Source organism: Cryobacterium cheniae (assembly GCF_004403395.1).
In the GTDB taxonomy this organism is placed as follows: Bacteria; Actinomycetota; Actinomycetes; order Actinomycetales; family Microbacteriaceae; genus Cryobacterium; species Cryobacterium cheniae.
In genome coordinates, this window is the sequence record NZ_SOGN01000035.1 from 246950 (window position 1) to 262716 (window position 15767).

Here is a 15767-nt window from a genome sequence, read left to right on the forward strand (position 1 = left end):
GCTTACGGCTCCGTGACCAGGTGGAAGACCACTCCGTCGTCCCGCACGGACACGCGCAGGCGGTCCAGGCCGGAGACGACCAGGTCGGCCTCCAGGTCGGCGGCCAGATGGGTGCCGACGACGCCGATCGTGGCGCAGCCGGCGGCGCGGGCGGCGGCGAGGCCGGCCGGGGCATCCTCCACCACGACGCAGCGGGCCGGGTCGACGCCGAGGCGTTCGGCCGCGAGCAGGAACGGCTCGGGAAAGGGCTTGCCGCGGCTGGTGTCGTCGATGGTCACGACCGTGTTCGGAGCGGTGAAGTCGGCCGCGCCCAGCCGCACCAGGCACAGCTCACGGCCGCATGAGGTGACGATGGCCCGGCGGGCCTCGGGGATGCCGGCCATGAGTTCCGCCGCGCCGGCCAGGATCCTGACGCCATCCGTGTCGGCCAGTTCGAGTTCGGTGAGCCGGGTGACGGATGTCTCGACCAGCTCCTCGGCCACCAGGGTCGCGATCATCTGACGGGCGGGTATCCCGTGCTCGGGCCCGGTGAACGACGGGCCGAGGCCGACCTCGGCGCCCCAGCGCAGCCAGGACCGGGTGACGGCCTGGGTGGAGTCGACCAGGGTGCCGTCCATGTCGAAGAGCACCGCCTGGAAGACCTTCCCCTGCAGGGCCTCGTCCAGGGTGGTGTCGAGCGGGGCGGTTCCGGGCTGCGTCATGAAGGTTCCATTCGTGTCGGGGCTGGTACCCCTCCAGTCTGCGCCCCGGACGCACCGTGACCTACCCGCCCGCGGAACTACGCTGGGACTCATGACCACTCCTCCCCGCGCGGCGCAGAAGCCACAGCAGCGCAGTTTCCACAACGACGTGTTCACCGATAACTACGAGTGGCTGCGCGACAAGGACAGTCCCGAGGTGATCGCGCACCTGGAAGCCGAGAACACGTTCACGGATGCCCGCACCGCGCACCTCTCCCTGCTCCAGGAGCAGGTCTTCGAGGAGATCAAGGGCCGCACCCTGGAGACCGACCTCAGCGTTCCGGTGCGGCAGGGCCAGTGGTGGTATTACACCCGCACGGTCGAGGGGCAGTCCTATGGCATCCACTGCCGGGCGCCGATCGCCGCGCAGGACGACTGGACCCCACCCGTGCTGCCGGAGCAGGCTCCGGGGCAGGCCGCCGGCGGGACCGCGGGTCTTTCGGGCGAGCAGATCGTGCTCGACGACAACGCCGAGGCCGCCGGCCACGAGTTCTACTCGCTCGGCAGCACCGACGTGAGCGTCGACGAGAGCCGGCTGCTCTACGCCGTCGACACCGAGGGCGACGAGCGCTACACCCTGCGCGTGCGCACCATCGCGACCGGCGAAAACCTTAGCGACGAGATCCCGAACACCGGCGAGGGAGCCCTGTTCGATCCGAGCGGGCGGTACATCTTCTACACGACCGTTGACGACGCCTGGCGGCCCGACACCGTGTGGCGCCACGAGGTGGGAACCGCGGCCTCCGCCGACGTGTCGGTCTTCCACGAGCCCGACGAGCGTTTCTGGGTGGGCGTCGGCCTCACCCGCAGCCGCAGGTTCCTGTTGATCGAGGCCGGTTCGAGCGTGACCACCGAGACCCGGCTGCTCGATGCCACCGACCCGACCGGCGAATTCGCCGTTGTCTGGCCGCGGCAGGACGGCGTGGAGTACGACGTGGAACACGCCGTACTCGGCGGCGAGGACCGTCTGCTGATCGTGCACAACGACCACGCGGTCAACTTCGAGCTGGTCAGCGTCTCCGTCGCCGACCCGCGGGGTGCGAGGCGGATGCTGCTCCCCCACGACGAGGCCGTGCGTCTGGAAGGCGTCGACGCGTTCCGCGACTTCGTGGTGGCCGAATACCGGCGGGACGGGCTCACCCGCGTGGCCGTGAGTGCCGTGACCGACGGCGGGGAACTCGATTTCGTCGAGCTCGCCTTCGAGGAACCCCTGTACTCCGTGGGCACGTCGGCCAACCCCGAGTGGGAACAGCCGACCATCCGTCTCGGCTACACCAGCTTCATCACTCCGTCGACGGTCTACGACCACGTGGTCACCACCGGCGAGCGCTGGCTGCGGAAGCAGCAGCCCGTGCTCGGCCGCTACGACCCGAGCCTGTTCGTGCAGCGCCGCGAATGGGCGACCGCCGCCGACGGCACGCGCATCCCGATCTCCCTCGTCTACCGCAGTGACCTGGTCGCTCCGGGCGATCCCGCCCCGACCCTGCTCTACGGTTACGGCTCCTACGAGATCAGCATCGACCCGTCGTTCAGCATCGCCCGGCTCAGCCTGCTCGACCGGGGCATGATCTTCGCGGTCGCCCACGTGCGCGGCGGCGGCGAACTGGGTCGGCTCTGGTACGAGAACGGCAAGAAGCTGCACAAGCGCAACAGCTTCACGGACTTCATCGACTGCGCCCAGCACCTGATCGATGCGGGCTACACCGTTCCCGACCGGCTCGTCGCCGAGGGCCGCAGCGCCGGTGGACTGCTGATGGGCGCCGTGGCGAACCTGGCGCCGGAGCTGTTCTCGGGCATCCTGGCCGGGGTTCCGTTCGTGGACGCGCTCACGTCGATCCTGGACCCGTCGCTGCCGCTGACCGTGATCGAGTGGGACGAATGGGGCGACCCGCTGCACGACCCCGAGGTGTACTCCTACATGCGCGGCTACTCCCCCGTGGAAAACGTGCGCGACACGCACTACCCGCGGATGCTCGCCGTGACCAGCCTCAACGACACCCGGGTGCTCTACGTCGAGCCGGCCAAATGGGTGGCCCGGCTGCGCGAGGTGGGAGCGGATGTTCTGCTGAAGACCGAGATGTCGGCCGGCCATGGCGGGGTCTCCGGCCGGTACAGCCGCTGGCGTGAGACGGCGTTCGACTTCGCCTGGATCATCGATGCCGCGCGAGCGCATCCGTCGGGGGAAGCGGCGGTCAGCGCGGCATAGGGGCACCGCCTCGTGAGAAGCACAGCCATGTCTGACGCCGGGTCTCCCCCGGCTCGGGCCAACTGGAAGCAGATCGCCGCACCCGCTACCGGAGCGGCGGATCCGGGCGCCGAACCGTTCGTGCCGATGGGCCTCCAGTTCGAGTTGCGCGAGCAGACTCCGCGCACGGGCGAACGCTGGCGGGGCGCGACGGCCCGGCCCGTCACCGCTGTGCGGCCGGACAGCGGCGATATCCGTCTCGGGGTGCGCCCGGTCGTCCGCAGCGCCCGCGGCAACTGGGTGCACGCGCCGGGATCCTGGAACCAGCTGGCCTTCCACCGCAACCGGCTCAACCTCAACCCCGAGCACCACCGCTGGCTGAGCCAGCTCCTCGCCCTGCACCGGGCCGTGCGCGGCGTCTACACCAGCCAGGAAACGGACTGGCTCTACCTCGACGACTTCACCAGCCCCCTGTTGTGGACCCTTTTCGAGGAGGCGGCGGCGCTCGGCCTGCACCTCGCGGGCAGCAGGAAGGATGGCACCGTCCGCGTGGGCCGCGCAGCCCACGTGAGCCTCGACGCCAGCAGAGGCACCAGCACGGACGCCGGAACGGACGCCGGAACGGACGCCGGCATGAACGCCGGCATGGACGACGCCGGCCTGCGCCTGACCACCCGGCTCCTGTTCGACGACGTGCCGCATCCCGCCGATCACGCCGGGGCCATCGGCGACCACGGCGTCTACGGCTATCAGCTCGGCCCGCGCCCGGAGTTTACGCTCGCCCCGACCACGGCACCGCTCAGCCCGGAGCAGCGCCGGCTGCTCGGCCGGCCGGCTTCCGCCCTCGTGCCCGGAGACGAGGTGGCCGAGTTCCTGACGGACTTCTACCCGACCCTGCGGCGCGCCCTGCCGGTGACCAGCACGGATGGCTCCGTGCACTTCCCCCGGGCCGACCCGCCCCTGCTCGTGCTCACCGCGCAGTTCCGGCCGAAGCAGTCGCTGGAGCTCGCCTGGCACTGGGAGTACCGCGAGGGCGCCCTGGTCGCCCGGCTGCCCCTGCTGCCGTCTCCCGGCCCCGACCACGGATCGGGAACCCGCGACGAGTCCGCCGAGCGGGTCGTCCACGAGCGCGCCACCCGGCTGCTCGAGGAAGCCGGCCGTGCCGATACGGCCCCGGCAGCGGCATCCGTCACCCTGCGCGGCGTCGACACGGCCGAGTTCACCGAGCACCTGCTCCCGCGGCTGGAGACGCTGCCCGGCGTGCGCGTGGACATCCGCGGCACCCGGCCCGATTACCGCGAGCTGACCGAGACGCCCGAGCTCACCATCACCACGGTCGAAACGGACCAGCGGGACTGGTTCGACCTGGGCGTGATCGTCACGATCAACGGTCGGAGCGTGCCGTTCGGCCCACTGTTCAAGGCTCTGGCGAAGGGGCAGTCCAAGCTTCTGCTGGTCGACAACAGCTACCTGTCGCTGCGGCAGCCGGCGTTCGAGCGCCTGCACGAGCTGATCACCGAAGCCCGGGCCCTGCAGGAATGGGACACCGGCCTGCGGATCAGCCGCTACCAGGCCTCTCTCTGGTCCGACTTCGAGGACCTCGCCGACGACACCGAGCAGGCCGTCGCATGGCGGACGGCCGTGTCCGGGCTGATCGGCTTGTCCGGCAGCTCCGGCAGCTCCGACGAACCGGGTGCCCGGCCGACCCCGCTGCCCGCCGGACTGCGCGCCACCCTGCGCCCCTACCAGGCTCAGGGCTTCACCTGGCTGGCCTTCCTCTGGCGGCACCAGCTGGGCGGCATCCTCGCCGACGACATGGGCCTCGGCAAGACCCTGCAGACGCTCGCACTGCTGGCGCACGCGGCCGCGCAGCCGACCGACCCGGCCCGCCGGCGGCCGTTCCTGGTCGTGGCCCCGACATCCGTCGTCGCCACCTGGCGCTCCGAGGCCGCCCGCTTCACGCCCGGCCTCGACGTGCGGGTGGTCACGGCCACCGACGCGGCCGGCGGCATCCCGCTGACGGATGCCGCGGCCGGCGCCGACGTCGTCGTCACCTCCTACACGCTGTTCCGTCTCGACTTCGAGGCATACCAGGCTCACGGCTGGGCCGGCCTGATCCTCGACGAGGCGCAGTTCGTGAAGAACCGGGCCACCCGGGTTCACCTGTGCGCCCGCGACCTGCGGACGCCGTTCAAGCTCGCGATCACGGGCACGCCGATGGAGAACAGTCTGCTCGAGCTGCACGCCCTGTTCGCGATCGTGGCACCGGGCCTGTTCCCCTCACTGCGGCGCTTCACGGAGGAGTACGTGCGCACGGCCGCGCGCGGGGACACACCCGAGGTGCTCCCCCGGCTGCGCCGGCGCATCCGCCCACTGCTGCTGCGCCGCACCAAGGAGATCGTCGCCCCCGAGCTGCCGCCCAAGCAGGAGCAGGTGATCGAGATCGAGCTGAACCCCCGGCACCGCGCGCTCTACGACACATTCCTGCAACGCGAACGACAGAAGCTGTTCGGGCTGATCGACGACCTCGACAAGAACCGGTTCATCGTATTCCGCTCGCTGACCCTGTTGCGGCTGCTCAGCCTGGACGCGTCCCTGGTCGACGAGAAGTACGCCGGGGTGCCGTCCAGCAAACTCGACGCCCTCTTCGAACAGCTGGACGACGTCGTCGCCGAAGGCCACCGCGCGCTCGTCTTCAGCCAGTTCACGTCGTTTCTGAAGAAGGCGGCCGCTCGACTCGACGCCCGGGGCATCCCCTACTGCTACCTCGACGGATCCACCCTGCGCCGCTCCGCGGTGATCGACCGGTTCAAGACGGGTGCCGAACCGGTGTTCCTGATCAGTCTGAAGGCCGGCGGATTCGGCCTCACCCTGACCGAGGCGGACTACGTCTTCCTGCTCGACCCGTGGTGGAACCCGGCCACCGAAACGCAGGCCATCGACCGCACCCATCGCATCGGCCAGACGAAGAACGTGATGGTCTACCGGATGGTCGCCACCGGCACCATCGAGGAGAAGGTGATGGCCCTGCAGAAGCAGAAGGCCGAACTGTTCGACCGGGTGCTCGGCGACGCGGCAGCGGAGGCGCCCGGGTTCGGCGGGGAACTCACGGCCGACGACATCCGCGGCCTGCTGGAGCGGTAGGCCTGCCGGAGGGTCAGGCCTGCCGGAGGGTCAGGCGGACAGCTCCCGGGCGATCTCCGCCGCCCACTCGTCGATTGCGGCCCAGTTGCGGAAGTCGCCCTCGGGCAGCAGTTCGCGCCCGCTCGGGATGCGCCGCACGAGTTTGTCCCTGCGGCTGAGCACGTTCGGGTCGAGGGCGCCGAAGAACACCTGCATTCCGCGCGGCTGGAGCATCTGGCCGAACTCCTCGAACTGTTTCGGTTCGCTCTCCTTCCGCAGGTCCCGACCCTGGGTGTCCTTCCCCGCGGTGCCCAGCGGACCGCTGCTGAACAGCCACACCGGATGCGCCTTGATCAGGTCCTGGTGGCGCCGCACGAATGCGGTCGCATCCTTGCGCCACGACCCCATGTAGGCGGAACTGCCGAACACGAAGGAGTCGTACTCGTCCACCTGGTCGACGGATTTGACCGGCCGGGCCACGGCATCCTGCCCGGCCTCGCGCAGTTTGCGGGCGATGCGCTCGGCGATGCCCTCAGTGGCACCGTACTTGCTCGAAAACCCCACCAGTGTCGTCATGATTGCCTCCAGCTCGTCGGTCGTGCAGTTCAATCGTAGGGCGGTGCGGGGCGTCCTCCGGGCAGTATCACTCCCTTTTTCCGGGTCGATTGATGAACCCGCTCGCGACATTGCTAATGTAAGATTTTTTGACGTGGGGGGGATCTCATGCAGCCAACTGCACGTGCACACTACGGTCGCCTCTTCAGCGGCTATTTCGCCAGGTCAGCCTCCGGGCTCGCCTGGCTGATGGCGGTGTTCCTGGGCCTTTACGTGATCGGGTTGCTCGTACCGGATGCGGGTTTCAACCCGTTCGTCGACGGCTGGCTGGCGTCGCTCCTGAAGTTGTCACTGGTCGCCGTGTGCTGGGCCGCCGTGGTACGGAAGCGGGCGCGGAGCCGAGCCCGTGTCGGTGCCGGCGGTCTGGCGCGATTCCGGCATCCCGAACTCCTGCTCACTGCCGCAGCTGTCTCGATCATCTCGTTCGTCGATTCCTACTCCCTGGGGATTCTGATCTGGGGCGGAGCCGAGAAGGCGTCCCCGGTGAGCGAGGTCGGTTACCTCGCGTTCTTCGTCCTCATGCTCGCGGTGCTGGTCATCGTGGTGCGCCGCCAGATGCGGGGCATGGTCTGGTCGGTCGTGCTCGACAGCAGCATCGGTGCGCTCGGCGCGGCCGCGGTGCTGGCTGTGCTGCTCGGCCCGATGGCGAACGCGCGGGGCGCGGCCGGGGCGAACGCGGCGATCACCGCCGCCGTCGCCTACCCTCTGTTCGACCTTCTGCTGGTTGCCGTCGTCGTGGCGCTCACCACCTCGCAGGGCCCGGTGGCCCGCCGCCGGTGGATCCTTCTCGTCTTCGGCCTGCTGGTGTTCACCTCCAGCGGACTCGTCTTCACGATACTCAAGACCAACTATGTCCTCGGCACTCCCCTGGACGCCGGCTGGGCCGTCGGTCTGTCTCTGATCGCGGTGTGGGCGGATGCCTCGTCGCGCCCCGATCTGGAGCACACCAATTCCACCAACGGCGTGGCGGCCCTGGCGCTGCCGGCAGTGTCGACTGCGGCCGGCCTGGGGGTACTCCTCCTCGCCAGTCAGACTCCGGTTCCCGCCGTTGCGGTCGGGCTGGCAGCAGCGACCATGGCCCTCGCGGCCGTCCCGCTGGTCTCCCGCCAGGTGGCCCTGCGGCGCCAGTCCAGGACCGACGAGCTGACCGGTCTGCCCAACCGGCGTGCGCTGTACTCCGAGGTCTCGGGGCGCTTGGCCGAAGACCGGAGCCGGAACCGCGCACTGCTCCTGCTGGATCTGGACCGGTTCAAGGAGGTCAACGACAGCCTCGGGCACGATGCCGGTGACCGGTTGCTCATGCAGGTCGGCCGTCGCCTGCAGGGTGGCCTGCCGTCCGGCGACCTGCTCGCACGACTGGGCGGCGACGAATTCGCCATCCTGCTCGAACACACCGACCAGGCGCAGGCCGAGGCCGTGGCCCTGGCCCTGCGCGACGCCCTGGCCCAGCCGTTCACCCTGGAAGGCATCTCCCTGCAGACCAGCGCGAGCATCGGCATCGCGCTCTACCCCGACCAGGGCGACGACCTGACCGCGCTGCTGCGGAAGGCCGACATGGCGATGTACAAGGCGAAGTCGGTTCGCAGCGGCCACCACGTCTATCGCAGCGCGGACAACCGCCACGGTGACGCCAGGCTGCGCACCGTGCAGGAGCTGCGCCTCGCCCTGACCGAGGATCAGCTGGTTCTGCACTACCAGCCGAAGATCTGCCTGAGGACCGGTTTCGTCGCCGGCGTCGAGGCCCTCGTGCGCTGGAACCACCCCGAGCGGGGCCTACTGTTCCCCGACCAGTTCCTGACCCTGGTCGAAGAGACCGGTCTCATGCACGCGCTGACCCAGGAGGTTCTGCGCAAGGCGCTGGACCAGTCGGTGCTCTGGTCGGACCAGGGCCGCACCCTGACGATCGCGGTGAACCTGTCCGGCAGCTCCCTGGTCGACGCCGATCTGCCCGAACGGGTGGGCGCCATGCTGTCGGCCCGCGGGCTTCTGCCCACCGCGCTGATGCTGGAGATCACCGAGGACTTCCTGATGGCCGACCGGGACCGAGCCCGGGACATCCTGACCCGGCTGCGCGCCAGCGGGATCAAGATCTCCGTCGACGACTTCGGCACCGGCTACAGTTCGCTCGCCTATCTCCGCGATCTGCCCATCGACGAGCTCAAGCTCGACCAGTCCTTCGTCTTCCCGATGGCCGACGATGTTCGGGCTGCCGCGCTGGTGGCGTCCACGATCGACCTCGCGCACGGCCTCGGCCTGAAAATGGTCGCCGAGGGTGTGGAGAACGGCGTCGCCTACGACGAACTGGTGCGCTACGGATGCGATTACGCCCAGGGGTACTTCATGTCGCGCCCCCTCTCCGCCGCGGCACTCGATGAGTGGCTGACCGCCCGGCAGAGCGCGGCGACCCTGCCGTGACCGGCGACATCCGTGGACGGTTCCGCATCGGGGCGCTGACGCTCATGCTGCTGCTGGTCGTCGCCTATGCCGTCGGTCTCACCCTGAAGGGCGACGGCTTCAGCCCTCTGGTCGACGGTTGGCTGGCCATGCTGGCGCTGTGGGCACCCGTTCTCGTGGGCTGCGCGGCCGCGTACCGGGTGGGGCGCACGCAGATCGAGGTGGGTCTCGCCGCCGCCGCGCTGACCGCGAACGCCCTGGCGGACACCTACTCCCTCGTCACCGTGGATGCCGACGGCAGGACACCGTTCCCCTCGCCGGCCGACATCGGCTACCTGCTGTTCTATCTGCTCCTGCTCTGCGCCCTGGCCGTGCTCGTGAACCGGCAGCTGCGCGGAACGGCCCGGTCCGTCCTCCTCGACACCGCCGTGGGCTCGCTGGGGGCCGCCGCCGTCCTGGCCGTCATCCTCAGCCCGGTCTTCGATACCGCCGCCGCGAACCCGCTCAGCATCGTCGCCGTCATCGCGGCCGCCTATCCGGTGCTCGACCTGCTGGTGGTGGCGGCGATCGCCGGGATCGTGGCGTCGCACGGACCGGACGCCGGCAAGCGCTGGATGCTGCTCGTCGCCGGCCTGCTGATCTTCGCCGCCGCCGACACCGTCTTCGCCCTGCAGGGCGACACCTACATCGTCGGCACCCCGCTGGACGCGAGCTGGACCATCGGAGTCGTGCTGATCGCGCTCTGGGTGGACGGCACCGCCCTCCCCCGCCCGGTGCGGGATCACCGGTCGGCGGCCACGACCATGTCCGCTCTGGCCGTGCCGATGGTGTCGACCATCGCCGGGCTCGGGGTGCTGATCCTCGCCAGCCAGGTGACGGTCTCGGCCTTCGCCGTGGCACTGGCCGGTGCCACCATGGCGCTGGCGGTGGTGCCGCTGGTCGGCCGGCAGCGGGTTCTGAACCTGCTGGCCCGAACAGACGACCTGACCGGGCTGCGCAACCGCCGCGCGTTCAACGCGGATGTGCCGACCCGGCTGGCCGCGGTCGAGGGTAGGGAGAGCGCCCTTCTCCTGCTGGACCTGGACCGGTTCAAGGAGGTCAACGACAGCCTCGGCCACGACGTGGGTGACCGGCTGCTGATTCAGGTCGGCATCCGTTTGACCCGTCAACTGCGTGCCGGAGACCTGCTGGCCCGGCTCGGCGGGGACGAGTTCGCCATCCTGCTCACGGGCTCCGGACGGGAGGACGCCCTGACGGTGGCCGTCAAACTGCGTGCCGCACTCGCCGAGCCGTTCCAGCTCGAGGGCATCACCCTGCAGACCAGCGCCAGTGTCGGAATCTCCCTGTATCCCGACCAGGGCAGCGATCTGACCGCGCTGCTCCGCAAGGCCGATATGGCCATGTACAAGGCGAAAACGGGCCGCAGCGGCCATCACGTGTACGACAGCGTCGACGACAGCCACGGCGAGATCCGGCTGCGCACCCTGGCCGAACTGCGTCTCGCCCTCACCGATGAGCAGCTGGTCGTGCACTATCAGCCGAAGGTCGACCTCGCCACCGGGGCGGTACAGGACGTCGAAGCCCTCGTCCGCTGGAACCACCCCGAGCGCGGCCTGCTGCTGCCCGATCAGTTCGTCCCGATCATCGAGGAAGCCGGGCTGATGCACGCGCTGACGCAGGTAGTGCTGCGGCAGGCGCTGGACCAGGCGGTGCTCTGGCACGCGCAGGGGCGTCCGCTGACCATCGCCGTGAATCTGTCGGCCAGTTCCCTGGTCGACACGGAGCTGCCGGATCGGATCGGCGCCATGATCAGCGCCCGCGGTCTGCCCGCATCGCTCCTGGCCCTGGAGATCACCGAGGAGTTCCTCCTCAACGACCGGGACCGGGCCCGCGGCATCCTGACCCGGTTGCGGGAGCAGGGCATCCGCATCTCCGTCGACGACTTCGGCACGGGCTACAGTTCGCTCTCCTACCTGCGCGATCTGCCCATCGACGAGCTCAAACTCGACCAGTCATTCGTCTTCCCGATGGCCGGCGATGAACGCGCCGCAACCCTGGTGTCGTCGGCCATCGCGCTGGCCCACAGCCTGGGGCTGCGCATGGTGGCCGAGGGCGTCGACAGCGGCGCCGCCTACGACCAACTGCTCGGCTACGGCTGCGACTTCGCGCAGGGTTTCCACCTGTCCCGGCCGGTTCCCGCCGCCGAGCTGGACGCCTGGCTCGCCGACCGGCGGGTGGCGGATGCCGAGTCAACGCTCCTGCTTGCCGCGGAGCCGGCCGAGGTGTAGACCGCCCTGAAAACGCACCCCGTTCGGCGGGGAGCGGATTGGGGATCCTGATGATGCGCCGACGGGCAACACTGCCACGGGCAACACCCCGGCGGGCGACACGGCGACGGATGCTGCTGGTACCCCTGCTCCTGATTCCGACGCTGGCTCTGGCAGCCTGCAGCCCCTGGGCGCTTTTTCCCACCGAGACCGCATCGCCGTCCGCCACCGTAACGGCCACGGCGACCCCTGCTCCGACGCCGACGCCGACTCCCACCAGCACGGACATCTCCCCCGGCACTCCCCCGCCGGAGCCGCCGGTTCCCTACCTGTACACGATCGGGGTGGGGGCGCATCCGTCGGACACGCCGCCCTACGACCAGATGAGCTTCCGATTCAAGGGCGGGTTCCCCGGCTACACCTTGGAGTTCGTACCCGAACTCGACGGGGACGCCAGCGGGCTGCCGATCCCCATGCCCGGCACCAACCGCATCCTGAGGGTCGTCTTCACCGTGGCGCAGGCGCACACCGAACAGGGTGAGTCGAGTGTCGTCTCGGCGCCGCCCGCTTTCATCGGCTCCGACGCGATCACCCGCTATGCCCCGGCCGGAGACTTCGAGGGCTACGTCACCTACGGGATCGGGGTCGGGCGCCCGATGGATACCGTGCCGCAAACCCCGGTGCGCGTCTACGAGGTCGAGAAGATCGAGCAGGGCGAGCACCTCTACGTCGTGGCGATCCAGATCGACTCCACGCAATGGCGCTGAGCCGGCAGTCCTCGCGCGCTTTCGGGGCCTTCGCGCGCTTTGAGCCGAGGCCTGCAGCCCAGCTCACGGCTCAGGCTATGGAAGCCGGCGCACGGTAGAACGTGCGCCCCCGTCCACAGGGTGCGCCGCGGGCGCGGCCACCGGGTCGGGCACCTCGCGAGGGTGGAGCGCCAACCGCCCGTGCCGGGAGGCGGGACCGGTGCGTGGGCAGACGGGGATCCCCGGCCCGGTTCTACACTGGGAGGAGCCGCGGGCCAGACCGACCCGGCATTCCCGGAAACGAGGAACCCACCCGATGGACGTGTCTGCTCAATCGGACGAACTGGACCCGATCGACCGCCTCGAGGTCGATCCCTCCATCACCGAGGCCACCGAGATCGCCCGCCGGCTCGAGACCGATGCCACTCGCGGCCTCACCGGCGCCGAAGCCGCGCGCCGCCTCGCCGCCGACGGCCCGAACGAACTGCGCGGCGTGCGCCCGGTACCGTTCTGGCGCCGGATCCTGACCCAGTTCAACGACCCGCTGATCTACCTGCTGCTGGTCGCCACCGCGGTGTCGCTCGGCGCCTGGCTGATCGAGGGGGCGTCCGGCCTGCCCGTCGACGCCATCGTGATCGCCGCGATCGTGGTGCTCAACGCTGTGCTCGGCCTGGTGCAGGAGGCGCGCGCCGACAACGCCGTGGCCGCCCTGTCGACCATGACCGCGGCATCCTCGACCGTCCTGCGCGACGGGCTGCTCACCACCGTGCCGAGCACCGAGCTGGTGCGCGGCGACCTGCTGGTGCTGGGCGAGGGCGACAGTGTGGGGGCGGATGCCCGCCTCACCGAGGCGAGCTCGCTGCGGATCGCCGAGGCCTCCCTGACCGGCGAGAGCGAGGCCGTCACCAAGAACCCGCGGGCCCTGGCCTCCGCGGCCGCCCTCGGCGATCGCCTGAACATGGTCTTCAAGGGAACCGCCGTCAGCCAGGGCGTCGGTCGCGGCATCGTCACCGGGACCGGCATGGACACCGAGGTGGGCGCCATCGCCACGATGCTCGACCGCACCGAGGCGAACCCCACCCCCCTGCAGACCGAGATCGGCCACATCGGCAAGCTGCTCAGCATCGTCGTGATCGCGATCGCCCTGGTCGTGATGCTCACCATCGTGCTCGTGCAGGGCGTGTCCACCCCCGCCGACTTCGTCACCGTGTTCCTGCTCGGGGTGTCCCTTGCGGTCGCGGCCGTTCCCGAGGGGCTGCCGGCGATCCTGTCGGTGATCCTGTCCATCGGGGTGCAGCGGATGGCGCGGCAGAACGCCGTGGTCAAGAACCTGAAGTCCGTGGAGACCCTGGGCTCCGCATCCGTCATCTGCTGCGACAAAACCGGAACGCTGACCCGCAACGAGATGACGATCCAGCAGCTGCTGACCGCCTCCGGCCGGGTGGATGTGACCGGGGTGGGTTATCGTCCCGAGGGCGAACTGATGCAGGGCGGTGCACCGCTCACCGACCCGGCGCTCCGGTTCGAGGCCCAGCTGGTGCTGGGCGTCGGCTCCCTCGCCGGCAACGCCCAGCTGACCGAGCAGGACGGTGAGTGGGAGATCCAGGGTGACCCCACCGAGGCCGCGTTCCTGGTGGCCGCGGCCAAGCTCGAGGGCACGACCGGGCACATGGCCCGGTTCGATCGTCTCGAAGAGATGCCGTTCACCTCGGAACGCAAGATGATGTCCACCCTGCACCAGGAGACCAGCGACGACAGCCTGCGCATCTTCAGCAAGGGCGCGCCCGACGTGCTCCTCGGGCGTTGCACCTTTCTGCAGGTCGGCGAGAGCGTCGTGCCGCTGACCGATCAGCAGCGGCAACGGATGCTGGCCGACATCGAGGCGCTCTCGGCCCAGGCCTTCCGCACCCTGGGTGTCGCCTACCGCCGCGCCGACGAGAACACGGCGCCGCTGGACGAGGCCGACGAGCAGGGCCTGATCTACGCCGGCGTCGTCGGCATCATCGACCCGCCCCGCGCCGAGGTGCCGCCGGCCATCCGGGAAGCCCACCGGGCGGGCGTGCGGGTGATCATGATCACCGGCGACCACCCCGCCACGGCCGCCCGGATCGCGAGCGACCTGGGGATCGTCGAACCGGGCGCGAGCGCGCTGGCGGGGGCGGACCTCGACCACCTCGACGAGGCGGGGCTGCGGGAGGCGGTGCGCGGGACATCCGTGTTCGCCCGTGTCTCCCCGCGCCACAAGCTGCGCATCGTCGACGCCCTGCAGGCCAATGGCGACATCGTGGCGATGACCGGCGACGGCGTCAACGACGCGCCGGCCCTGAAGTCCGCCGACATCGGCGTGGCGATGGGGATCACCGGCACCGAGGTGACCAAAGAGGCCGCGAAGATGATCCTGGTCGACGACAACTTCGCCACCATCGTCGCCGCGGTGCGGGCCGGCCGGGTCATCCTCGACAACATCAAGAAGTTCCTGCGCTACCTGCTCTCCTCGAACATGGGCGAGGTGCTCACCGTGTTCCTCGGCGTGCTCCTCGCCGGGGTGCTGGGACTGACCGGCGCCAGCAACGAGACCGTCGTGCTGCCCCTGCTGGTCACCCAGATCCTCTGGATCAACCTGATCACCGACTCCGGCCCGGCCCTGGCGATGGGCGTCGACCCGGAGATCGACGACGTGATGGCCCGCCCGCCGCGCGGGATCCAGGAGCGCATGATCGACCTGCGGATGTGGTTGGGCATCATGACGACCGGCCTGGTGATGGCGGTCGTCACCCTCACCACCATCGACCTGTTCCTGCCCGGCGGGCTGCTGCCGGAACTGGATCCCGGCACCGACGACCTCACCCTGGCCCGCACCGCGGGGTTCACCACCCTGGTCTTCGCCCAGCTGTTCAACACCCTCAACGCGCGCTCCGAACTGACCACCGCGTTCCACCGCCTGTTCGTCAACCCGTGGTTGTGGGGGGCGATCCTGCTCGCGGTCCTGCTGCAGGTGGCTGTGGTCGAACTTCCGCTCCTGCAAACCGCGTTCGGGACGACCTCGATGGACCCCTTGCACTGGGCCGTCTGCGCGGGCATGGCATCCGTCGTGCTGTGGGTCGAGGAAGTCCGCAAGTGGATGCTGCGGGCGCGCGCCTGACCCCGTTGCCGGCACCGCGCATCCGTTCTCGAAAAGTGCATTAGCATCGGCACATGAGCGTGTCAGGACCGCCGGACCCCGCTGCCGAAAAGCCGGCCGCCACACTCCGCGGCACCGAAACGGATGTCCAGCGCCTCGACCGCAACTGGCTGTCCCTGTTGCAGGAGCTCCGGGTCACTCAGACGGGCACCCAGATCGTGGGTGGCTTCCTACTCGCCCTCGCCTTCCAGCCGCGGTTCACCGATCTCGACCGGTACCAGCTCACCGTGTATCTGATTCTCGTCGCCACGGCCGCCACCACCACCGTGCTGGCGCTCGGGCCGGTCAGCCTGCACCGGCTGCTCTTCGGGAAGCACGCGATGAAGCAGATCGTGCGGGTCGCCGATATTCTCGTGCGGGCCACGCTGGTCGGTGTCGCCGTGATCCTGTCCGGCACCACACTGCTGGTCTTCGATGTGGTGCTCGACCGAACGGCCGGTCAGCTGGCCGGGGCCGCGGTGCTGCTCGTCATCGTGGCGGTGTGGCTGATCCTGCCGCGCCTGGCGAAGCGCTGAC

The 15767-nt window shown here is 69.7% G+C and carries 9 protein-coding genes; 7 read left to right on the forward strand and 2 right to left on the reverse strand.

Annotation, left to right across the window (positions count from 1 at the left end):
* Positions 1–2 precede the first annotated feature (2 nt).
* Positions 3–701, reverse strand: a complete 699-nt coding sequence (locus tag E3T23_RS07470) for an HAD-IA family hydrolase (RefSeq protein ID WP_134369737.1) — start codon at positions 699–701, stop codon at positions 3–5.
* 91 nt (positions 702–792) lie between these two features.
* On the opposite strand from E3T23_RS07470, the gene E3T23_RS07475 reads away from it, so the two are divergent.
* Both E3T23_RS07475 and E3T23_RS07480 read left to right on the forward strand, forming a co-directional pair.
* Entirely contained in the window at positions 793–2946 is a 2154-nt protein-coding gene (locus E3T23_RS07475) for a S9 family peptidase (protein ID WP_134369738.1), read from the forward strand.
* Between the two features lie 27 nt (positions 2947–2973).
* Positions 2974–6069, forward strand: a complete 3096-nt coding sequence (locus E3T23_RS07480) for a DEAD/DEAH box helicase (protein ID WP_134369739.1) — start codon at positions 2974–2976, stop codon at positions 6067–6069.
* Positions 6070–6099: 30 nt separating this feature from the next.
* Here the strand turns inward: E3T23_RS07480 and E3T23_RS07485 are convergent, their stop codons facing one another.
* On the reverse strand, positions 6100–6624 hold the full coding sequence (locus tag E3T23_RS07485; RefSeq protein ID WP_134369740.1) for a flavodoxin domain-containing protein: 525 nt from the start codon (positions 6622–6624) through the stop codon (positions 6100–6102).
* Between the two features lie 147 nt (positions 6625–6771).
* Here E3T23_RS07485 and E3T23_RS07490 point away from each other — a divergent pair, with 147 nt between their 5' ends.
* The 5 genes from E3T23_RS07490 to E3T23_RS07510 all read left to right on the forward strand — a co-directional run bounded on the left by E3T23_RS07490 (position 6772) and on the right by E3T23_RS07510 (position 15766).
* Positions 6772–9078 (forward strand): putative bifunctional diguanylate cyclase/phosphodiesterase, encoded by a 2307-nt coding sequence (locus E3T23_RS07490; RefSeq protein WP_134369741.1) that lies wholly within the window; start codon positions 6772–6774, stop codon positions 9076–9078.
* Positions 9039–11345: a putative bifunctional diguanylate cyclase/phosphodiesterase gene (locus E3T23_RS07495; RefSeq protein ID WP_134369742.1), complete on the forward strand. Its 2307-nt coding sequence runs from the start codon at positions 9039–9041 to the stop codon at positions 11343–11345. Before E3T23_RS07490 ends, E3T23_RS07495 begins: the two co-directional genes overlap by 40 nt.
* Positions 11346–11455: 110 nt before the next feature.
* Positions 11456–12091, forward strand: a complete 636-nt coding sequence (locus E3T23_RS15395) for an AMIN-like domain-containing (lipo)protein (RefSeq protein WP_174843854.1) — start codon at positions 11456–11458, stop codon at positions 12089–12091.
* A gap of 301 nt (positions 12092–12392) precedes the next feature.
* On the forward strand, positions 12393–15212 hold the full coding sequence (locus tag E3T23_RS07505) for a cation-translocating P-type ATPase (RefSeq protein WP_241977703.1): 2820 nt from the start codon (positions 12393–12395) through the stop codon (positions 15210–15212).
* 53 nt (positions 15213–15265) lie between these two features.
* Positions 15266–15766, forward strand: coding sequence for a DUF6328 family protein (locus tag E3T23_RS07510; protein WP_241977705.1), 501 nt, complete (start codon positions 15266–15268; stop codon positions 15764–15766).
* Position 15767: the final 1 nt, after the last annotated feature.